Below are 20,763 nucleotides of genomic sequence, written 5' to 3'. Positions count from 1 at the left end.
CGGCCCCGGTGCCGTCCAGCCGCATCCGCAGCGGCGCTGACGCCTTCAGTAGCGCGCGACGCGGGTCAGGTACCCGATGGAGCGTGCCAGCACGTCGTCGGCGAACGCCTCGACCTCCGGCCAGCGGTCGTCGGCCCCGTCGGTGGGCACCAGGGTCACGCAGTCGGCGCACCCCGCGGCCAGCACGTCCTCGGCGCCGTCGTCGGTGGTCAGCCAGCCGTCCGCGGTCACGGCGAGCACGCCTGAGGCCGGTGAGCCCACCTCCTGCACGAACACCAGCAGCCGCAGCACTCCGTCGGCCAGGTCGACGTCCAGCGAGGCGTGCCACTCGTTGGCGCCCGGGGCGAACAGCGCGCGCCGGGCGGCGCCGCGGCTGCGCTCGCCGGTCGAGGGAGCGACGGGCGCCCGCATGCGGGTGGCCGTGGCGGGTTCGCCGGACGGCTCCTCGGCGCGGGCGGCGGCGCCGCCCGGTTCCGCGCCCTCGTCCTCGGCGCGTTCGGGATCCTCGCCGGGCGCACCCGGGGCGCCGGGGGTGGTGAACGCGGGGCCCGCGGTCGAGCTGCTGACCACGGCCCGGCAGGAGGGATCGAGTTCGCGCAGCACCAAGTGCAGCGGCGCGGACCGCAAGCGCAGGTGCTCGACGATGCGGCGGTGCACCGCCGCGGCGAGGCGGCCGCTCTCGCCCCGGGGTCGGGTCTGCACGCGTGCCAGCCGGCTCAGCTCGCTGCGCAGGGCGGCGGTCTCCAGGTCGGCCAGCAGTAGCACCAGCGGGGCCAGCCGGTCGTCGCCGGCCCGGGGCGCGGGCACCGTTGTCTCCGGTGCGGGTGCGCGCCACGGCAGGTCCGCAGCGGCGGTGTCCGGCGGCTCGGCGGAGACGGTGCTCCCCGGCGCGGGAAGGGGGCAGCCGACGTCGATCGCGGGTGGCGGGAGGTCGGAGCGGATCAACGACAGCGCGGCGAGCCACCACGGCAGCGGGCGCAGGTGCGCGGGCGGGCCGTCCGTGGCCGGATCCGTCGCGGAGCCGGGATCGAGCGCGGCGGTGCAGGTCGCGAAGAGATGTGCGGCGCGGATGACGGGATGGGTCTCGACGGCGGCGGCCTCGGCCAGCAGTTCGCCGACACCGGGGGGCGCGGGCAGGGGCGGGCTGAAGTCGGGTGCGCCGCCTACCAGCGCCTCGAAGTACTCGGGGGTCAGGCGCACGCCGGAGCGGCAGTCCGCGGCCATGGCCAGGAACGCCTCCTCCTCGGCGGCCACGCCGCCGGCGTCGGAGGTGTCCACCCCGGCCAGGCGCCGCAACGCCTCGACGCGCCTGCGTGCGCTGAGCCGGTTGAGGGCGGGATCCTCGGTCCTGTCGACGTAGCGCCGCCGCTCGGTCCAGACCTCGCGCAGCCGGTCGAGGTTTCCGAGCCGCCTGCGCACGGTGTCGGAAAAGCTCTCGGGAGCAAGGGCCAGGCCGCGTCGTCTGGTGTCCACGCTGTCACCGTAGCCAGAGCTACGGCGGATAAAACCCGGCTTGTGATGATCCTTCCGCGAACGCGCGGCGAGTCGCCACCGGGGCACGGGGCGCCGAGGGCGGTCCCGGTACCGCTGCGGTGCCGTGCTCGGGCCGGACCGGTGCTCCGTCTGCGCTGCGCACCGCTTATACTCCTGGCCGCGCCGACCCGACGCGGCCCCCGAGGCGGCAACCGCGGGTGCGCTTCGCGCGTCCTGAAAGGGGCGGCATGCGAGCCGGCGGCCCGGCTCCCGGCAACACCGCTCCGCCTTGAACATCCCCCTTGAACATCCCCGTCAGACAGCCGATGAGGTATTCCGTGCAGCCGTCGCCCCCTGGTTCCGCCGCTCCAGCGCCGTCTGCTCCCGAGTCCCCGCCCGGCGCCGCTCAGCGGTCCGGCGGCGGGTTCCGGCCCGAGCTCCAAGGGCTGCGGGCGGTGGCGGTCGTCCTGGTGGCCGCCTACCACATCTGGCTCGGCCGGGTCTCCGGCGGTGTGGACGTGTTCCTGCTGCTCACCGGTTTCCTGATCACGGGTTCGCTGCTGCGGACGATGGAGCGGCGCGGCAGGATCGACTTCACCGCGTTCTGGTCGCGGCTGGTCAAGCGCCTCTTTCCGGCGGCCGCGGCGGCCCTGGGCGGAATCCTCGTGGCGAGCTTCCTGTTCCTGCCGTCCACAGCGTGGCGCGAGGCGATCTCGGGCGTCGTGGCATCGGCGCTGTACGTCGAGAACTGGCACCTGGCGCTCAACTCGGTGGACTACCTCGCCCAGAACAGCGCCGCGGGACCGGTCCAGCATTTCTGGTCGCTGTCGGTCCAGGGCCAGTTCTACGTGGTGTGGCCGGTGCTCATCACCGTCGTCGCCGCTCTGGCCCGCGCGGCCGGGCAGCCGCTGCGCCGCGCGGTCGCCGCCGCACTCACCCTGGTCTTCGCCGCGTCGCTGGCCTACTCCGTCGCCGTCACCGCAGCAGACCAGCCCTGGGCCTACTTCGACACCGGCGCCCGCCTGTGGGAGCTGGCGATGGGCGGGCTGCTGGCCCTCGCGCTTCCGCACCTGCGCCTGCCCCGCCTGCTGCGGATCGTGCTGGGCTGGGCCGGGCTTGCGGCCCTGGTGGCGTGCGGCCTGCTGCTCCAGGTGTCCACGCTGTTTCCCGGTTACATCGCACTGTGGCCGACTCTGGCGGCCGCAGCCGTGATCGTCGCGGGCAGCACGGGCTCGCCGGTGGCGGCCGACCGCCTGCTCAACCTGCGTCCGGTGCACTACATCGGCGACCACGCCTACGCGCTCTACCTCTGGCACTGGCCGGTGCTGGTCTGCTATCTGGAGGTCACCGACCGCACCCAGCCCAGCCTTACCGGCGGCTGCCTCGTCCTCGCGCTGTCGATGGCGCTGGCGGTGGCCACGCGCTGGATCACCGAGGACGGGGTCGACGCGCTCACCCGCACCCGGACCGGAAGTGCGTGGTCGCTGGCCGTGGGCGCGGCCTTCATCGTTCCGGTACTGGCCGCCGCGGGCGTGTGGTCGGGGCATATCTCCCACGAGCAGCGCGAGCAGGAGATCGCGGCCCAGAGCGCCGACTACCCGGGCGCGGCCGTGCTGGGCTCCCCCGCCGCCGATGTGGTCGAGGGCGAGGGCGCTCCCGTGTATCCCGATCCCGCCAACGCCGCCGAGGACATACCCGCCAGCTACGCCGACGACTGCAACCAGGGCACCCGCGAGAGCGAGGTGATCACCTGCGCCTACGGCCCCCGCGACTACGACCGCACCATCGCGCTGGTGGGCGCCTCACACGCGGCCCACTGGCTGCCGGCCCTGCGGGAGATCGCAGAGGACAAGAAGTGGCGGATCGTCAACATCATCAAGGGCTCGTGCCTGTTCACCGGTGCCGAGCAGCTGCGGGGCGGTGAGGTCTACCACTCCTGCGCCGGGTGGAACGCGGGCGTCATGCCCGAGCTGGCCGAACTGCGGCCCGACGCCGTGTTCACCACCGCCACTCGGACCAACCTCGACGCCCAGGCGGGACCGGTGGGCGAGACGGTCGCCGAAGGCTACGTGCAGCGGTGGCGCGAGCTGGACGGGATGGGCATCGACGTCATCGCCGTCCGCGACACCCCGCGTCTGAGCTTCGCGGCTCCCGACTGCCTGGCCGAGAAGCGCCGCCAGGAGTGCGTCGGCCGGCGGTCCCCCTCCATGGCCCGCACGTCCCCGCTGGAGGGGCTTGAGGGGGTGCCCGGCAACGTGGTCTTCCTGGACTTCACCGACAAGCTGTGCCGCGGTGACCGGTGCCCCGCGGTCATCGGCAACGTGCTCGTCTACTGGGACCGCGGCCACATCACCGCCACCTACATGCGCACCCTGGCCCCGACCCTGCGCAACCGCATCGAGGCGGCCACCGACCTGTGACGCCGGCGCGCCTCTCGAAGGGCCGGGCACGAGGGCCGGGCACGGGTGTGCCCACCGCTGCGGAGGCGGCTCAACGCCGCCCGGGAGGAACCGGCCCGGGCGGCCCCTGCCGGGGTTGCTCCCTGCCCTGAAGGAGGCGCAGAGCCTTCTGCTTCTCGAAATCCATGGCCCGGGCCGGGGCCGGAGCCAGGCGGCCCACGCGCTCTCCGAAGGAGCGGATCCGGGCCAGGATCGCGGGCTCGGCGAGGACGCGCAGGGCGAACGCCAGGGCCGTCGGCGGGATGCCGTAGGCCCGTTCCAGTTCCAGTCCGGCCGAGACGGCGTCGAGGTCGTCCTCGCTGAAGCGGCGGTGGCGGTGGCCGCGGCCGGTGGGCTGCTCCTTGGTCGGCGGGACCAGCCCCAGCGCCTCGCGGTAGCGCAGCATCCGCGCGGTGGTGCCCAGGCGCTCGGCGGCCGCCGAGATCGGAAGCGTCGCGGGGGCCTCGGAGAAGCCGTCGGAGGGCCGCCTCCGGGGCGGTCGGCCCTCCCCGGAAGCCGATACGTGAGCGGAGTCACTCCGCTTCTCGGATCGGCCGTCGCCGACCGGTCCGTAGGGCGCGGAATCGGAGGCCGGCGCGCGATTGTGCGGTTCCGCCATGGGTAGTCACCTGTGCCCTTCAGTCCGTCCAGCGGCGGGTGATTCTGACGCTGCGGCGTCAGATTACCTCTCGTGGTCGTGCCCCGGGCCGGTGCCCCGTTCTAGACTCGGTGCGCATCAACCCAGGAGGAGTAAAGACGTATGTCCTTCGACTACAAAGTCGCTGACCTGTCCCTCGCCGAGTACGGTCGCAAGGAGATCCAGCTCGCCGAGCACGAGATGCCGGGGCTCATGGCCACCCGCCGCGAGTACGGCGCTCAGCAGCCCCTCAAGGGCGCCAAGATCATGGGCTCCCTGCACATGACCGTGCAGACCGCGGTGCTCATCGAGACCCTCACGGCGCTGGGCGCCGAGGTCCGCTGGGTCAGCTGCAACATCTTCTCCACCCAGGACCAGGCCGCCGCCGCTGCGGTGGTCGGCCCCAACGGCACCCCCGACAACCCCCAGGGCGTGCCGGTCTACGCCTGGAAGGGCGAGACCCTCGAAGAGTACTGGTGGTGCACCGAGCAGGCGCTGACCTGGCCCGGCGGCGACGGCCCCAACATGATTCTCGACGACGGCGGCGACGCCACCATGCTCGTACACAAGGGCGTGGAGTTCGAGAAGGCGGGCGCTGTGCCCAGCCCCTCCGAGGACGACCCCGATGAGTTCAAGGTCTTCCTGAACCTCCTCAAGAAGAGCGTCGCGGACGACCCGCAGAAGTGGACCCGTGTCGCCTCGCGCATCAAGGGCGTCACCGAGGAGACCACCACCGGTGTCCACCGCCTCTACGAGATGCACCGCGACGGCAAGCTGCTCTTCCCGGCGATCAACGTCAACGACTCGGTCACCAAGAGCAAGTTCGACAACAAGTACGGCATCCGCCACTCGCTGCCCGACGGCATCATGCGCGCCACCGACGTCCTGATCGGCGGCAAGATCGCGCTGGTGGCCGGCTACGGCGACGTCGGCAAGGGCTCGGCCGAGGCGCTGCGCGGCCAGGGCGCCCGCGTCATCGTCACCGAGGTCGACCCGATCATCGCCCTCCAGGCCGCCATGGACGGCTACGAGGTCGCCCGGGTCGAGGACTACGTCGAGACCGCCGACATCTTCATCACCACCACCGGCAACTTCGACATCTTCACCGCCGACCACATGAAGCGGATGAAGCACCAGGCGATCGTCGGCAACGTCGGCCACTTCGACAACGAGATCGACATGGCGGGCCTGGAGAAGATCTCCGGTATCAAGAAGACCGAGATCAAGCCGCAGGTGCACGAGTACCTGTTCCCGGACGGCCACTCCATCCTGGTGTTGTCCGAGGGCCGCCTGCTCAACCTGGGCAACGCGACCGGTCACCCCAGCTTCGTGATGTCCAACAGCTTCACGAACCAGACCATCGCCCAGATCGAGCTGTTCACCAAGACCGACGAGTACCCCCTCGAGGTCTACACGCTGCCCAAGCTCCTCGACGAGAAGGTCGCCCGGCTGCACCTGGACGCCCTCGGCGTCCGGCTGACCGAGCTCACCAAGGAGCAGGCCGCCTACATCGGCGTGGACGTCGCCGGCCCCTACAAGCCCGAGCACTACCGCTACTAAAAGCGGTACCGGGCTAAACGGGATCTGGGAAGCTCCCCGGATGGCACTCCCAGAAAGCGACGTCGCGGACCTCGGCCTGGCTCAGGCCGGGGTCCGCCGCGTCGAATGGGCCGAGCGCGCGATGCCGGTGCTGCGAAAGCTGCACGACCGCTTCGCCGCGGAACGGCCGCTTGAGGGCATGCGCCTCGCCGCGTGCATGCACGTCACGGCCGAGACCGCCAACCTGCTGCGGGCCCTGAGCGGCGGCGGCGCCGAGATCGCGCTCGCCGCCTCCAACCCGCTGTCCACCCAGGACGACACGGCGGCCGCCCTGGTCGCCGAGTACGGCATCGCGGTCTACGCCCGCGCCGGCGTCGACCCCGCCTCCTACGACCGCAACCTGGCCACCGTGCTCGAACGGCGCCCGCACCTGCTTCTCGACGACGGGTGCGATCTGGTCAACCTCGCCCACATGGAGCGTCCGCACCTGCTGGAGGAGACCGTGGGCGGCTGCGAGCAGACCACCACCGGCGTCATCCGGCTGCGGCGGATGAGCGCCGAGGGCGTGCTGAAACTGCCCATGGTCGCGGTCAACGACACCGCCACGAAGCGGATGTTCGACAACCGCTACGGCACCGGCCAGTCCACTCTCGACGGCATCATGCGCGCCACCAACGCGATGATCGCCGGGCGCACCGTCGTGGTGGCCGGATTCGGCTACTGCGGCCGAGGCCTGGCCGAGCGCGCCCGTGGCCTGGGCGCCCGTGTCGTGGTCACCGAGGTCGACCCGGTCAAGGCGCTGGACGCGGTGATGCAGGGCTACACCGTGCTGCCCATGGACGAGGCCGCGCCCGTGGGCGACGTGCTGGTGACCGTCACCGGCAACCGCGACGTGATCCGCGCCGAGCACCTGGCTTCGCTCAAGGACGGCGCCGTGCTGGCCAACTCCGGCCACTTCGACGTCGAGATCGACCTGCCGGCGCTGGAGGCCATGTCGGTGGAGATCCGGCGCGAGGTCCGCCCGCAGGCCGACGAGTACGTGCTGGCCGACGGCCGCCGGATCGTGCTGCTGGCCGAAGGGCGACTGGTCAACCTGGGCGCTGCCGAGGGCCACCCGGCTGCGGTGATGGACATGTCCTTCTCGGTGCAGGCGCTGACCGTGGCGTGGCTGGCGCGCAGCGCCGCCGAACTGGCGCCGGGAGTGCTGGAGGTGCCCTCCGGCATCGACACCGACGTGGCCCGCCTGGAGCTGGAGGCCCTGGGGGTGGGTATCGACCGCCTCAGCCCCGAGCAGGAGGACTACCTCAACTCCTGGCAGGAGTGAGCTCCGCGGGCCGATGCGGTGGCGCCCGCCGCGGACCTGCCGGTGGCCGTCCCGCCGGTCCTCTGTGCCGCCGGAGGGCCGGCGGACCGGGAGCGGGGCATCCGTTCCCGCCGTCGGCGCTCCAGGGTTGCTGCGGCCCGCTCTAGGCACCGGGTGGGGGATACCCGCCGTTCCGCCCATAGGCGCCCGAGTCGGCGGGTCCGTAGCCGCCCCCGGCCGGAGGGCCGCCCTCCGCCGGCGTGCCGTCGGGGCCCGGGGACCCGCCCTGGGCCTCCGCGTGTCGCAGGGCCAGCCGCTCCTCCTCGCGCTTGCGGCGCTCGGCGAGCACCGCCCGCAGAAAGTCCGGGGGAGTGGTGCCGGGCGGCGGAAGCGGACTCACAGCCGCGGCCACCAAGTCGGCGATGCGCGTGCCCATCCGGTAGCGCGACTCCTCGGCCAACTCGTCGAAGCGCAGGAGGTACTGCCGCGCCATGGTCGCGGTCTCCGGCGAGAGCTGCGACAGCTCGGCGCTCTGCGCCCATGCGGCCAGGTGCGGCGGCATCGCGAAGGACTCCTCGGTGCGCCGGGCCGCCCGCTCGTGCACCACGAGCGTGCCGGCCACGAAGTCGCCCACGCGGCGGCCGTCGCGGTCGACCAGCGAGGTGATCAGGGCGATCACGCCCGACGTCAGCCAGATCTCCACGACCGCGGTCAGCGCGCGCCCCAGCGCCTGGCGGAACCGCTCCGGAGAGCCGTCGGTGCCGACCACCCGCAGCCCCAGCGCCATCTTGCCCAGGGAGCGCCCCCGGGTGAGCGACTCCATGGCGGTGGGGTAGCCCACCAGGGCCAGCACGGCCAGTGCCAGGCTCACCGCCGCGGTGGCGGCGGGGTCCAGCCCGCTTCCGACGAGCGAGGCCAGCAGTGTGCCGGCGAACAGGCCCGCGGACTGGACGGCGACGTCGATCAGGAACGCCGCCATGCGGGTGGCGAAACCCGCGGGGCGCAGGTCGAGCACGACGGCGTCGCCGGTGACGACAGACGACTGGTCGTGGGGATGTCCACCGCCCGGGTAAGCCACCGTGTACGCCCTTCGTCGTGTCGCCGCGGCCGCGCGCCGCACTCCCGTCCGCTCCTCGTCCTCCAGTCTGTCAGGAGAGCACGGCGGATCGACACTCGCTCGCCCCTCGGCGTCCCGGCCGCGGCGCGAGTGCGCCGCCCGAGCCCTCCGGGCGCCGCGGGCGGGCCGGTAGAGTCGCCCGCGTGGATCTGGACGTCTTCGCGGCCGCGCACCGCACCGAATGGGACCGCCTCGACACCCTCGTGCGCAGGCGCCGCCGCCTCAGCGGCAGCGAGGTCGACGAGCTCGTCGACCTCTACCAGCGCGTATCCACCCACCTGTCGATGGTGCGCTCCTCGGGGCAGGACCCCGGACTGGTCGGCTACCTCTCCGGCCTGGTGGCACGGGCCCGCTCGGCGGTCACCGGCGCCCACGAATCCTCCTGGCGCGACGCCTCCCGCTTCTTCACCGAGACCTTCCCCGCCGTGCTGTACCGGCTGCGGTGGTGGTGGATCGCCGCCGGCCTGGGCACCGTCGCCTTCTCCGCCGCCCTGGCCGCCTGGATCGCCAACGACCCCCAGGTACTGGCCGCCATGGGCACCCCCGAGGAGATCCGGGCCTACGTCGAGAACGACTTCGCCAACTACTACGTCGAGCACCCCGGCGCGTCCTTCGCCGCCCAGGTGTGGACCAACAACGCGTGGGCGGCCACCCAGGCGCTGATCTTCGGCGTGTTCCTGTGCCTGCCCACCGTCTATGTGCTGGTGCTCAACGGCGCCAACCTGGGGGTGGCGGCGGGGATGATGTTCGCCCACGGCAAGGGCGACGTCTTCCTCGGACTGATCATCCCGCACGGCCTGCTGGAGCTGACCGCCGTGTTCGTCGCCGCGGGCGTGGGCCTCAAGCTCGGCTGGACCCTCATCGCGCCCGGCCCGCGGCCCCGCTTGCGGGCGCTGGGCGAGGAGGCGCGCCCGGCCCTCGCCGTCGCCCTCGGGCTCGTGGTGGTGCTGTTCGTCTCCGGGCTGATCGAGGGCCTGGTGACCGGGTGGGTCCACATCACCTGGCTGCGGATCGGCATCGGCGTGGCCGCCGAGCTGCTCTTCCTCGCCTACGTCTTCATCGTCGGCCGCGCCGCCCACAACCGCGGCGTGAGCGGAGACATCGCCGCGGCCCCCCAGACGGCCCCGGTGGCGGGGTAGCCGGTCCCGGCCTACAGCCGGCCCTGGGCCTTGAGGCCGATGTAGGCGTCGGCCAGAGCCGGGGCGATGTGGTCGGGCTCGGCGTCGACGACCTCGACTCCGTGGCGGCGCAGCTCGGCGGTGATCCGGCTGCGATCGCCCAGGGTGCGTTCGGCCGCGGCGGCCTCGTACACCGACCGCGTGCTGCCCCGCTCCGCGGCCATCTCCGCCACCCGGGGGTCGCCCACCGCGGCCACCATGAGCAGGTGGCGCGAGGTCAGCGCGGGCAGCCGCGGAAGCAGGCCCTCCTCCAGCGCGGCGGCGTTCAGGTCGGTCAGCAGCACGACCAGTTGGCGGGTCCGGCTGTGGCCGCCGAGGATCGTGGAGACCAGGCCCGCCGGGTCGGATTCCACCAGCTCGGGCTCCAGCGGCGCCATGGCCTGAACGATCTGCGGGATACGGCTGCCGCGGCCGTGGCTGCGCACTTGAGCGCGCACCCTGCGGTCGAAGGCGAGCAGGTCCACCCGGTCCCCGGCCCTGCCGGCCAGCGCCGCCAGCAGCAGAGCGGCGTCCATGGCGTGGTCCAGTCGGGGAACGTCGCCCACCCTGCCTGCCGAGGTGCGGCTGGTGTCGAGCACGATCAGGATCCTGCGGTCGCGCTCGGGCCGCCAGGTGCGCACGACCACGGAGTCGCGGCGGGCGGTGGCGCGCCAGTCGATCGAGCGCACGTCGTCGCCGGGCACGTACTCGCGCAGCGAGTCGAACTCGCTGCCCTGCCCGCGCACCAGCGCCGTGTGCTGGCCGTCGAGCTCGCGCAGCCGCGAGAGCTTGCCCGGCAGGTGGCGGCGGCTGTGGAAGGGCGGAAGCGTGCGCACGGCCCAGGGCACGGTGTGGGTGCACTGGCGTGCGCCCAGCCCCAGCGGACCGAGGCTGCGCACGGTGACCCCCGCCGCGGACCGGTCGCCGCGACGGGTGGGTGTCAGCGCCGTGGCCACCCGCACCCGGCCGCCCCCGGGCACGCGCACCCGGCGGCGCTGCGGCTCGGCGCCGGCGCTGGGTGCCCACGCGTCGCGGATCACCCCGCGCAGGGCCCGCCGCGCGGGATTGGCGACCACAAGCGCGACCTCGGCGGTCTCGCCCAGCCGGACGGAGGTGTCGCCCGAGCGCTCGAAGCGCAGTCTGCGCGGGCTGGGCGCCAACACGACGTCGGCGAGGATCGCCGCCGCCAGCAGCACAAGGACCGCGGCGACCAGCCAGGTGCCGAGCGCTCCCGCGACCAGCACCACGAGCGTGGCGCCGAATGCGGCCAGCACCGCCCGCCCCGTGATCGCCATCCCCGCTACCTCCGTACCTGTGACCTGTCGCGACGCCTTGCCGCCCGTCTCCCACCACCCACCGGAGACGCTACGCGACGCCTGCGTTCCTATCGCCGTACCACCGTCGAACGTCTCCTCAGCGGGGAACCGGCACTGAGGCCAGGACGCCGTCGAGCACGCCCGCGCTCGTGGCGCCCTCCAGCTCGGCCTCGGGCCGCAGCGAGATCCGGTGCCGCAGTGTCGCCTTGGCCAGCGCCTTGACGTCGTCGGGAGTGACGTAGTCGCGCCCGGACAGCCACGCCCAGGCGCGGCTGGTGCGCAGCAGCGCCGTGGCGCCCCGCGGCGAGGCGCCCAGCTGCAGCGACGGCGAGTTCCGGGTGGCGCGGCAGATGTCGACGATGTAGCCCAGTACTTCGGGGGCGACGGAGGTGGTGGCCACGGCCGCGCGGGCGGCACGCAGGTCCTCGGCGCCCGCCACCGGCCGCAAGCCGGCCGCGCCGAGGTCGCCGGGGTCGAAGCCCTGGGCGTGGCGCCCCAGCATGTCGACCTCGTGGCCGCGGTCGGGCAGGCCGACCACCAGCTTGAGCAGGAACCGGTCCAGCTGCGCCTCGGGCAGCGGGTAGGTGCCCTCGTACTCGACCGGGTTCTGGGTGGCCGCCACCACGAAGGGGTCGGGCAGGGCCACGGGCGAGCCCGCCACGGTCACCTGGCGCTCCTCCATGGCCTCCAGCAGCGCCGCCTGCGTCTTGGGCGGGGTCCGGTTGATCTCGTCGGCCAGGAACAGGTTGGTGAAGACCGGGCCCTCGTGGAACTCGAAGTTGGCGGTGCGCGAGTCGTAGACCATCGAGCCGGTGACGTCGCCGGGCATCAGGTCCGGCGTGAACTGGATGCGCTTGTGGTCCAGCGACAGCGCAGTGGAGACCGCGCGCACCAGCAGCGTCTTGGCGACGCCGGGCACCCCTTCCATCAGCACGTGGCCGCGGCACAGCAGGGAGACGACCATGCCGGTCACGGTCTCCTCCTGGCCCACGACGGCCTTGGCGACCTCGTGGCGCAGCGCGGTCAGCGCGGCTCTGGCCTGCTCGGCCTGTTCGGCCTGCTCGGGCGCAGGGCGGCCGTCGGTGGGGAAGGCGGTCACCATGAACCTCCTGGGATGGTCCGGAGTCGACCCCGGGCAGGAATCGGACTACTGCGGAGTAGGTCGGCGGCGGAAAAAAGCGTCACGATCGGCGTTCGTCGTAGCCCGCTCGGTGAGCGGGCGGTGCGAGCCCGGTCTTCATCATCTCGTCCGGGCCGGGGCATGCAAGGACGGGGGCGCCGGAGGCCGTTCGGATTCCCGCGGCGTACGCCCCCGATGACCTGCAGAGGCGGTGAAGCGGGAAGCCGGGCGGAATTCGGCTGCGGTCGCCTGCGGTCAGCGGAGCCGGCGACGGAACGGACTGGCGGAGGCGTGTCACCGCAGGTGCCCCTCCATCCGATCCAGCTCGTCGGCCAGCCGCACAAGGCCCCGGTCGTCAGCGGTGTAGGGATCGGCGGCACCGGATTGAGCGGCGCCGTACAGGAGGGGGCCCAAGCGCCCGGGGTCCTCGCCCGTGCGCGCGGCGACCGCGTCCACCACCGAGTCGGGGGCGGCGTCGGGCCCCAGGCCCAGCCCGGGCCTGATCCGGCGCAGGGTGCCCGAGCGCAGCGCGGCCGCGGCCCTGTCGCGGGACCGCCGCGCGGCGTACAGGCCGGCGCGGCCCTCGGTGGTCTCCGAAGCGCGCACCACAACGGGCAGCCGCTCGGCCACGAGCGGACCCAGTCGCCGCCCCTGCCACAGTGCGAGCAGCAGCAGCGTGGCGACCAGCGGGACCAGGCTCAGCCGCAGCGACTGCGGCACCAGCTCCCACAGGTCCGACCGGCCTTCCTCGGGGACGGGGTCGGGGCGAAGCCACACCACGTCGCGCTCGCCGATGAGCGAGAGCGCGAGCGCGGCGTTGCCGTCGTCGTCGAGCCGGTCGTTGGTCAGCGGCGCCGCGCTGCCCAGCACCGTGGTGGTGCTTTCGCCGATGACGTGCACCAGCGCGCGGCCGCCTTCGGCGGGATAGCAGCCCGCACTCTGGGGGGCGGTGTACACCTCGCCGCCCGATTCGGCCGTGCCGGCGGCCGAGGCCGCATCCAGTCCGCACCGCGGCTCAAGCGACTGCTCGCCGGTGCGGCCCGTCATCTCCACACCGGGCGCCAGCGCCTTCAGCGCCGGGGTGGTGGGTTGCACGAGGATGCGGTGGTCCAGTCCCTCGGCCAGCGAGTCGAGCTGGTCGCGCGGCAACCGGTGCGTGCCGACCAGCACTGTGACGGTGTCGGGGCCGGCGGCCTCCAGCGCGGCGGCGGCGGTGCGGGCGACGGTGACGTCGTTGCCGCGGTCCTGCAGGATCTGCACGAGCGCGCGGCTGCCCTCGGGGTTGGGCCCTTCGGGCTCCAGCCGCCCCTCGCGGGGATCCCGGGCGCCCAGGGACAGCAGCAGCGCGAGTACGAAGAGCACGGCGATGAAGGCGACGGGGCCGCGCGCGCGGCGCCACAGATCGCCGACCCGCGGCGAGGAGGGCGAGGAGGGGGCTGTCGGGGGCGCGGGCGCGAGGGGTGCGCTCACAGGGCGCCTCCCGGGGGCTGCCCGGTGCCGGCAGCGGCCTCGGGGCGGGCCCGGCGCACCTGCTCGTCCAGGTCGGCCAGCACCCGGTAGCCGTCTGCGGTGGCGGGCCGCTGGCCGTAGGCGGAGTCGTTGAATGTCGAGGCGGCGGCGTAGAGGCGGTCGCGCAGCTGAGGCAGCGCCCGGGAGGTCTCGGCGGCGAGCTCGGTGGCGGTCCGGCCGGGGCGGGGCGTGATGACGGCGCCGTCCTCCAGTTCGCGGGTGACGGCGCGCAGCCGCTCGCGGATCGCGGTGCCGTAGTCGCCCTGCTCGGCGTGGCGCTCGGCGGCGGAGCGGTGATCGGCGGCGGTCAGCGGCGCGGCCGTGTCGATGAGGGGCCTTCCGCGGCGGGCGCTGCGTGCGGGGCGCAGGTAGACGATCAGCGCCACCACCAGGGCAGCGAGTACGGCGAGTAGCGGCCCCAGCGTCCACCAGCCGCCGGGCGCCTGGACCTCGACCGTGGAGAGCCATTCCGCCACGCGCATCCGGATGAGCTCCAGCAGGCTCGGTTCGGACTCGCCGTAGATGCGCTTGGAGAGCTCCTCGCGGGCCAGCCTCTGCCCCTCCTCGCGCTCGACGAGGGCCGCCGGGAGCAAGGCAGCGCCCATCAGGCGGAGGTCCCGGGGCCGCCTTGGCCGTAGCCGCCCCAGCCGTGGCCGTCCTGCGGGCGGCTCTGCGAAGTGCCGGGCTGCGCGCCACCGTAGTAGGCGCCGCCCCCGTAGTAGGGATCGCCGCCGGGCGGGGTGTACCCGCCGCTCTGCCCATAGGAGCCCGAGCCGGCGGGGGCACCCGCCGCAGCCTCGTCGGGCACGTAGACCTCGGCGTCGAGGTGCTCGCCCGACTGCGTGGCCGCCTGCAGCTTCAGGTCGAGCCCTTCGCGCCGCATGCGCAGGTCGATGTAGAGCAGGGTGGTGACGCCGATGACGAACGGGGTGCCCAGGGCGCCGGCCAGAACCGTGCCGACGTAGGCCAGCGCTGTCGCCACCGCCGGCGCCCACGCCGACTCGGGGGCGATGAAGGCCAGCACCATCGCCGCCCCGGTGAAGGGCGTGGACAGCAGGTTCACGACGATGCTCACGAGGATCTGGGCCAGCAGCAGGAGGCCGAACACCCGCCACCAGCTGTGGTGGGTCAGCCGCCAGGAGCGGGCCAGGGCCGACGCGGGGCCGGCGCGCTCCAGCACCGCCACCGGCATCGCCAGCGAGGTGCGCACGTAGATCCACACGGCCAGCACGATCAGGGCGGGAACGCCCAGGACTCCGGTCACCACGCCCGCGACGGGGTGCACCGCCGTTCCCAGCAGGACCGCGCCGAAGATGAGGCCGACCGCCAGGGCGGTCCACAGCAGGATCAGCAGCAGGAGCAGGAGGGCCACGCCGAACACCGCCGGCAGCCGGCCGCGCGCCACCTGCAGCGCCTCGCGCATCGTCGGCCTCCGCCCCAGCACCGCCAGCCCGACGACCGCGGCGAGCAGGCCGGTGAGCACGATCTGGCCGATGTAGCTGACGAGTATGCCCGCGTACATGGTGACGATCGACCACAACTCGAAGGGCGTCGGATCACCGGCCGCGGGACCGGAGGGGTCGTCCAGCGTCTCCTGCATGACCCTGCCGTAATCGGCGAGGTAGCCGCCCATGCCGATGGAGGAGACGATGCTGAACAGCGCGGTGACGATGAGGGCGAGGCCCAGGGTGGCCTTCGGGTTCTGCCGGATGTAGCCGAACGCGCCGTTGTAGATGTCGCCGAGGGTCATCGGGCGCAGTGTCACCACGCCGGGCCGCGGCGCCCACGGACGTCCGTAGCCGGGAGGGGGCGCGGCGGGGCCGTCGGCGCCCTGGCCGCTGTATCCGCCCTGGCCCCATCCGGGCCCGCCATAGCCTTCATGCCCGTAGCCTGGACCCGGGCCGCTTTCGGGACCGGTGCCGCCGGGGGCCGCCCATGCGCCTTCTCCGGACGGGGGAGCCCCCTGGCCCGGAGCCGTCCACCGGTATTCCGGACCGGCACCGCCCGCCTCGCTCGGCTGATCGGGACCGGGGTGCGGCTCGTGTCCCCACCGGTCCCGGCCGTCGTCGTGGCTCATCGGTTTCGGCCCTCCGTCGTGCTGTCGTACTCGGAGCGGTAGCGCCCTCCACGGTATGCCACGGCGGCCCCGGATGGCCCGGCGGTCGGGGGCGGCGGCCTCCCGCTGCGCTTTGGGAGCACCGCTCGGCTTCATTCGTTTTGTATGCTTTCTGTTATCTGCCGGCCAAGTCGGCGCGGGCTGCGCAGCCACCGCGGGTCCGTACGTATAGACGCGCGGCGGTGCAGGCGGCAGGGTGGCGCGCGGGACCGCCCTGAGGGGCGGGCCGGCCACCGGGGCGGACGTGCCGTCCGGCAGGGGCCGATTCGCTGGTGAGCGCACCGGGCGAAGCCCGGTTCGGAAGATGGCAAGGTGAGTGGGGAGGACGGCTCCCACAAGGGACCCGGCGAAAGTGTCCGAAGTACTGCCGCTTGAGTGTCCAGAAAGGAGAAGGCGCGAGCCGCTGCGCCTCCGAAGTGGGAGGAGGGCCTCGTGCCGGATACACCCATGAAGGGACGCGTACTGGTCGTCGACGACGACCTCGCTCTCGCTGAGATGTTGGGCATCGTCCTCAGAGGCGAAGGCTTCGAACCGTCGTTCGTCCACGACGGCGACAAGGCGCTCGAGGCCTTCCGCGAGACCAAGCCCGATCTCGTGCTGCTGGACCTGATGCTGCCCGGCGCCGACGGAATCGACGTGTGCCGGCAGATCCGCGCCGAGTCGGGCGTGCCGATCGTGATGCTCACCGCGAAGAGCGACACCGTGGACATAGTGCTGGGCCTGGAGTCCGGCGCGGACGACTACATCGTCAAACCGTTCAAGCCCAAGGAGCTGGTGGCGCGTGTGCGGGTGCGGCTGCGCCGCACCGAGGAGCCGGCCCCCGAGGTGCTGCAGATCGGGGACATCACCATCGACGTCGCGGGCCACTCGGTGCGCCGCGACGGCGAGCCCATCAGCCTCACTCCGCTGGAGTTCGACCTGCTGGTGGCCCTGGCCCGCAAGCCGCGCCAGGTCTTCACCCGCGAGGTGCTGCTGGAGCAGGTGTGGGGCTACCGGCACGCCGCCGACACCCGGCTGGTCAACGTCCACGTGCAGCGGCTGCGAGCCAAGATCGAGAAGGATCCCGAGCATCCCGAGGTCGTGGTGACCGTACGGGGTGTCGGCTACAAGGCGGGGACCGCCTGAATCCGGCGAAATGGCACAGGCGACGGGCGATGCTGACACCGAGAACGCGACGCGGTCGGACCGGGATCCGAGCGGCGCGCGTTCGCGCTGGCACCGCTTGGCCGCCTTTCCACTGCGCTGCTACCTGATCGCGCAGCGTGGCGCCCGGGCACTGGTGCGGGGCGTGCACTCGCGCTGGCGGCGCTCGCTGCAGTTGCGCGTGGTCACCACCACCCTGCTCATCTCCGGACTGGTCACCGCGGTGCTGGGATTCTTCCTGGTCCAGCAGGTGCTCACCGGCCTGCTCGACGCCAAGCGCGAGGCCGCGCTCAACGACCACAAGGCCGGGCTGGACCGGGCCGTCAGCATCATGCAGGACGGCGAGCAGAACGCCGACCAGGACGGCCGAGCCGAAGCGATCACCACCCAGCTGAGCAACCACAGCGGCACCACCGGGCTGTACGAGGTGGTCATCCTGCCCGACGTGGGCGGGCTGTCGGGCTACTCCACCGTCGACAAGGCCGTCCCGCAGCGGCTGCGCGACGAGGTCGGCGACAGCCTGGAGCTGGGCAAGCAGTACGTCACCTACACCCAGATCGTCGACGACGACTACCGCGCGCCCGGTCTCGTGGTGGGGGCGCGGCTGTCCAACGCCTACGAGCTGTACTACGTGTTCCCGCTGGACCACGAGCAGCAGATGCTCGACCTGGTGCAGAACACCGTCGTCTTCGTCGGCACGGTGCTGATCCTGCTGCTGGCCGTGATCGCCTACGTGGTGACCCGCCAGGTGGTGACACCGGTGCGCGCGGCCGCCGGCTCGGCCGAGCGGCTGGCCTCGGGCGACCTCTCGGAGCGGATGAAAGTCCGCGGCGAGGACGACCTCGCCCGGCTCGCGCTGTCCTTCAACGACATGGCAGGCAACCTGCAGGAGAAGATCCGCGAGCTGGAGGAGCTGTCGCAGGTGCAGCGCCAGTTCGCCTCCGACGTCTCCCACGAGCTGCGCACCCCGCTCACCACCATCCGCATGGCCGGCGACCTGCTCTACGAGGACCGCGACGAGCTGGACCCCCACATGGCGCGCTCGGTGGAGCTGCTGCAGAGCCAGCTGGAGCGCTTCGAGGAGCTGCTGGCCGACCTGCTGGAGATCAGCCGCCACGATGCCGGAGCGGCCACGCTGTCGATGGAGAGCATCGACATGCGCGACGTGGTGATGAAGGCCGTGGGCGACGCCGAGCAGATCGCGGAGAAGTCCGGGATCAAGGTCGTGATGCGGCTGCCGGCCGAGCCCTGCACCGCCGAGTTCGACATGCGCCGCATCACCCGCATCCTGCGCAACCTCATCGTCAACGCCATCGAGCACAGCGAGGGCAAGGACGTCATCGTCACCGCCGCCGGCGATCGCGACGCGGTGGCCGTGGGGGTACGCGACTTCGGCGTGGGCCTCAAGGAGGGCGAGGAGCACATGTGCTTCGACCGCTTCTGGCGGGCCGACCCCGCGCGGGCGCGCACCACGGGCGGTACCGGCCTCGGCCTGTCCATCGCCAAGGAGGACGCCCGGCTGCACGGCGGCTGGCTGCAGGCCTGGGGCATGCCCGGCAAAGGGTCGCAGTTCCGGCTCTCCCTGCCGCGCCGGGAGGGCCAGGAGCTGCGCGGATCCCCGCTTCCGCTGGCGCCGCCGGAGATGGCCACCGGAAGGGTGCGCGGCTTTTCCGCGTCCATGGGCGAGGGCGCCTCGGGCGCCGACTCCGACGCCGGCGGTGCCGCCGAAACCGAGGCGGACGCCGGATCCGGCGCCGAGGCGAGGGCCGACGCCGCCGCGGAGGCGAGCACGCAAGGCCCGGCCGCGCGCTCCGGAGCGAACGGGAGCACGGTCTCCAGCGCGAACGACAGTACGGCCGAGGAGGTCACGTGAGTACCGCCGGGAGTGCGCCGCGTGAGCGCACGCGCCGCGCCGGCACCGCCGCGGCCGCCGCCCTGCTCGCCGTGGGGCTGTCGGCGTGCGCGGCCGTGCCCAGCGGCGGTCCCGTCGTCGAGGGCGCCGGAGGCGACGCCGGGTCCGCGGCGGGCAGCGGATACGTCCGCCAGCTGCCGCCCGGCCCTCAGGCCGGCGTCGACCCCGAAGGCCTGGTGCGCGGGTTCCTCAAGAGCATGGGCAGCTTCGAGGAGAACCACAGCGCCGCACGCGAGTACCTGGCTCCCGAGGCCGGCACCGACTGGGCGCCCGGCGGACAGGTCCTGGTCTACGAGGACAGCAGCAAGCTCGCCATCGACACCGAGGTCGCCGAGGACGGCGAGACCGCGACGGTGCGCCTGCTCAGCAGCCAACTGGCGACCATCGAGGCCAGTGGCCAGTACCTTCCCGCCGACTCCGGCCAGGTCATCGACATCACCATGGAGCTGGTACGCACCGGCGGCGACCAGTGGCGCATCTCCCGCCCGCCCGACCGGCTGGTGCTCAGCCGCAGCGACGTCGACCTCGCCTACCGGCCGCTGAACCTGTACTTCTTCAACCGCGACCGCAGCACCCTGGTGCCCGACCCGGTGTTCCTTCCGGTCAGCAGCGACCGCTCGGCCACGCGACTGGTGAAGATGCTGGTCGAGGGCCCCACCGGGTGGCTGGACGCGGCGGTGGAATCGGCCTTCCCCGAGGACGCCACCGCCGACGTGGCCTACGACTCGGGCCGGGTCACCGTCGAGGTCGACGCGTCCGCCGGGTCCGAGAAGCAGCGGTTCGGCATGGGTGCGCAGCTGGTGTGGACGCTTCGCCAGCTGACCGGGGTCCAGGAGCTGACGCTGCGTGTAGGCGGCCAGGAGATCGACATCCCGGGCGAGGACGGCGAGAGCCTGCTTCCTCCCGAGAACGGCTATGACTCGGTCAACCCTTCGGGCGTCACGGGCAGCCTGCGGGCCTACTTCGTCCGCGACGGGCAGATGTGGGCGCTGGAGAGCGAGAGCAGCGACGCCAAGCCCCAGGAGCGCCGCGTGCCGGGAGCGCCGGGCGACGGCGGAGCCGTGCTGGAGCAGCACGCCGTGTCCCTGGACGAGGACGAGGTGGGCGGCATCCGCGCCGGCGGCCGGGAGGTCGTCGTCGCGGAGACGGCCGACGGCAGCGAGTACTCCACCGTCCTTTCGGGCGGCGAGTACACCTCGTTGTCGTGGGACGGCTACGGCAACCTGTGGGTGACCGAGGACGTCTCCACCGGCGGTGGCGACGGGCAGCAGGACGAGGAGGAGTCCGAGTCGGTCGCCGAGGACACCGAGCGCGGCGACCCGCCTGCCTCCCCGTCGCCGTCCCCGTCGCCCTCCGGTGGCGGAAGCGGCGGGGAGCCGGGCACCCGCGTGTGGATGCTGCGCGGAGGCGCAGACCCCGTCGAAGTCGAGGCCCCCGACCTGGCCGACACCGAGGTCACCAAGCTGCGGCTGTCCCGCGACGGCACCCGTGCGGCCGTGCTCACCGACGACGGCACGGGCAGCGGCACGGAGCTGTCGGTGGGCCGCGTCGTCCACTCCGACGACGGTGTCACCGTCAGCGGCGAGCTTCCACTGGCCACCGAGCTGCAGGACGTCACCGACGTCTCCTGGCGGGGCGGAGACCAGCTCGCCGTGCTCGGCGGATCCGAGGAGGAAGTCGGCCAGGGCTACTTGGTGTCGCTGGACGGCAGCACCGAGACCACCAGCGCCGGCGCGCCTCCGGGCACCGACATGGTCGGCATCACCGCCGCGCCGGGACTCCCGCTGCTGTCCAGCACCGAGGACGACAACATCTGGATGACCAACGACCGGATCAACTGGCAGCGCGTCATCGAGGGGACCAACGCGGTCTACCCGGGCTGAGCGTCCGGAGGGCAGGCCGGGCGGTTCCGGCGGCCGAAAACCGCCGGTGTCCCCGCGCCGAGCCCTCGATCCGCGGCGCCTGCCCGTCCACAGGGCGCGA

At 73.0% G+C, this 20,763-nt stretch carries 15 protein-coding genes; 7 read left to right on the top strand and 8 right to left on the bottom strand.

What is annotated here, in order from left to right; translation table 11 throughout:
- Window positions 1-45: 45 nt before the first annotated feature.
- On the bottom strand, window positions 46-1,473 hold the full coding sequence (locus tag LP52_RS08250) for a hypothetical protein (RefSeq protein WP_040272138.1): 1,428 nt from the start codon (window positions 1,471-1,473) through the stop codon (window positions 46-48).
- Between the two features lie 338 nt (window positions 1,474-1,811).
- Between LP52_RS08250 and LP52_RS08245 the strand changes: the two genes are divergently transcribed.
- Window positions 1,812-3,893: an acyltransferase family protein gene (locus LP52_RS08245; protein ID WP_238580792.1), complete on the top strand. Its 2,082-nt coding sequence runs from the start codon at window positions 1,812-1,814 to the stop codon at window positions 3,891-3,893.
- Window positions 3,894-3,963: 70 nt separating this feature from the next.
- Here LP52_RS08245 and LP52_RS08240 read toward each other — a convergent pair whose 3' ends face one another.
- Window positions 3,964-4,356, bottom strand: coding sequence for a MerR family transcriptional regulator (locus LP52_RS08240; RefSeq protein WP_052809599.1), 393 nt, complete (start codon window positions 4,354-4,356; stop codon window positions 3,964-3,966).
- Between the two features lie 315 nt (window positions 4,357-4,671).
- On the opposite strand from LP52_RS08240, the gene ahcY (LP52_RS08235) reads away from it, so the two are divergent.
- Both ahcY (LP52_RS08235) and ahcY (LP52_RS08230) read left to right on the top strand, forming a co-directional pair.
- Complete coding sequence (ahcY, locus tag LP52_RS08235) at window positions 4,672-6,108, top strand: adenosylhomocysteinase (RefSeq protein WP_040272134.1); 1,437 nt, start codon at window positions 4,672-4,674, stop codon at window positions 6,106-6,108.
- Window positions 6,109-6,148: 40 nt separating this feature from the next.
- On the top strand, window positions 6,149-7,411 hold the full coding sequence (gene ahcY / locus LP52_RS08230; protein ID WP_040272133.1) for an adenosylhomocysteinase: 1,263 nt from the start codon (window positions 6,149-6,151) through the stop codon (window positions 7,409-7,411).
- Between the two features lie 142 nt (window positions 7,412-7,553).
- Here the strand turns inward: ahcY (LP52_RS08230) and LP52_RS08225 are convergent, their stop codons facing one another.
- Entirely contained in the window at window positions 7,554-8,468 is a 915-nt protein-coding gene (locus LP52_RS08225; RefSeq protein ID WP_084723014.1) for an RDD family protein, read from the bottom strand.
- Window positions 8,469-8,650: 182 nt separating this feature from the next.
- Here LP52_RS08225 and LP52_RS08220 point away from each other — a divergent pair, with 182 nt between their 5' ends.
- Window positions 8,651-9,646, top strand: coding sequence for a stage II sporulation protein M (locus LP52_RS08220; RefSeq protein WP_040272131.1), 996 nt, complete (start codon window positions 8,651-8,653; stop codon window positions 9,644-9,646).
- A gap of 11 nt (window positions 9,647-9,657) precedes the next feature.
- On the opposite strand, the gene LP52_RS08215 is transcribed toward LP52_RS08220, so the two are convergent.
- The 5 genes from LP52_RS08215 to LP52_RS08195 form a co-directional block, all read right to left on the bottom strand.
- On the bottom strand, window positions 9,658-10,959 hold the full coding sequence (locus tag LP52_RS08215) for a DUF58 domain-containing protein (protein ID WP_040272129.1): 1,302 nt from the start codon (window positions 10,957-10,959) through the stop codon (window positions 9,658-9,660).
- A gap of 118 nt (window positions 10,960-11,077) precedes the next feature.
- Window positions 11,078-12,082, bottom strand: coding sequence for an AAA family ATPase (locus tag LP52_RS08210; RefSeq protein WP_040272127.1), 1,005 nt, complete (start codon window positions 12,080-12,082; stop codon window positions 11,078-11,080).
- A 312-nt stretch (window positions 12,083-12,394) separates the two neighbouring features.
- Entirely contained in the window at window positions 12,395-13,570 is a 1,176-nt protein-coding gene (locus LP52_RS08205; RefSeq protein WP_040272126.1) for a DUF4350 domain-containing protein, read from the bottom strand.
- Window positions 13,567-14,214: a DUF4129 domain-containing protein gene (locus LP52_RS08200; RefSeq protein WP_040272124.1), complete on the bottom strand. Its 648-nt coding sequence runs from the start codon at window positions 14,212-14,214 to the stop codon at window positions 13,567-13,569. The genes LP52_RS08205 and LP52_RS08200 overlap by 4 nt, the downstream gene beginning before the upstream one ends.
- A complete protein-coding gene (locus LP52_RS08195) occupies window positions 14,214-15,359 on the bottom strand; it encodes a glycerophosphoryl diester phosphodiesterase membrane domain-containing protein (RefSeq protein ID WP_238580791.1) in 1,146 nt (381 codons plus the stop codon). Before LP52_RS08195 ends, LP52_RS08200 begins: the two co-directional genes overlap by 1 nt.
- Before the next feature lie 813 nt (window positions 15,360-16,172).
- Here LP52_RS08195 and mtrA point away from each other — a divergent pair.
- Genes mtrA through LP52_RS08180 form a run of 3 tightly spaced genes read left to right on the top strand, consistent with a single transcriptional unit; the run spans window position 16,173 to window position 20,663 of the window.
- Entirely contained in the window at window positions 16,173-16,850 is a 678-nt protein-coding gene (gene mtrA / locus LP52_RS08190) for an MtrAB system response regulator MtrA (protein ID WP_040272122.1), read from the top strand.
- A gap of 10 nt (window positions 16,851-16,860) precedes the next feature.
- Entirely contained in the window at window positions 16,861-18,741 is a 1,881-nt protein-coding gene (gene mtrB, locus LP52_RS08185; protein WP_084723013.1) for an MtrAB system histidine kinase MtrB, read from the top strand.
- Window positions 18,738-20,663, top strand: coding sequence for an LpqB family beta-propeller domain-containing protein (locus tag LP52_RS08180; protein ID WP_040272120.1), 1,926 nt, complete (start codon window positions 18,738-18,740; stop codon window positions 20,661-20,663). Before mtrB ends, LP52_RS08180 begins: the two co-directional genes overlap by 4 nt.
- The last annotated feature ends 100 nt before the right edge of the window (window positions 20,664-20,763 follow it).

The organism is Streptomonospora alba, from assembly GCF_000826685.1.
In the GTDB taxonomy this organism is placed as follows: domain Bacteria; phylum Actinomycetota; class Actinomycetes; order Streptosporangiales; family Streptosporangiaceae; genus Streptomonospora; species Streptomonospora alba.
Note: the sequence above shows the minus strand (reverse complement) of the source record. Positions and strands in the feature narration are given on the sequence as shown.

What these genes read in the sequence shown, in the direction of transcription:
- ahcY (WP_040272134.1), top strand. Translation starts at nt 4,672, where the DNA reads ATGTCCTTCGACTACAAAGTCGCTGACCTGTCCCTCGCCGAGTACGGT.
- ahcY (WP_040272133.1), top strand. Translation starts at nt 6,149, where the DNA reads ATGGCACTCCCAGAAAGCGACGTCGCGGACCTCGGCCTGGCTCAGGCC.
- LP52_RS08215 (WP_040272129.1), bottom strand. Translation starts at nt 10,959, where the DNA reads ATGGCGATCACGGGGCGGGCGGTGCTGGCCGCATTCGGCGCCACGCTC.
- LP52_RS08210 (WP_040272127.1), bottom strand. Translation starts at nt 12,082, where the DNA reads ATGGTGACCGCCTTCCCCACCGACGGCCGCCCTGCGCCCGAGCAGGCC.
- LP52_RS08200 (WP_040272124.1), bottom strand. Translation starts at nt 14,214, where the DNA reads ATGGGCGCTGCCTTGCTCCCGGCGGCCCTCGTCGAGCGCGAGGAGGGG.
- LP52_RS08195 (WP_238580791.1), bottom strand. Translation starts at nt 15,359, where the DNA reads ATGACCCTCGGCGACATCTACAACGGCGCGTTCGGCTACATCCGGCAG.
- mtrA (WP_040272122.1), top strand. Translation starts at nt 16,173, where the DNA reads ATGAAGGGACGCGTACTGGTCGTCGACGACGACCTCGCTCTCGCTGAG.
- mtrB (WP_084723013.1), top strand. Translation starts at nt 16,861, where the DNA reads ATGGCACAGGCGACGGGCGATGCTGACACCGAGAACGCGACGCGGTCG.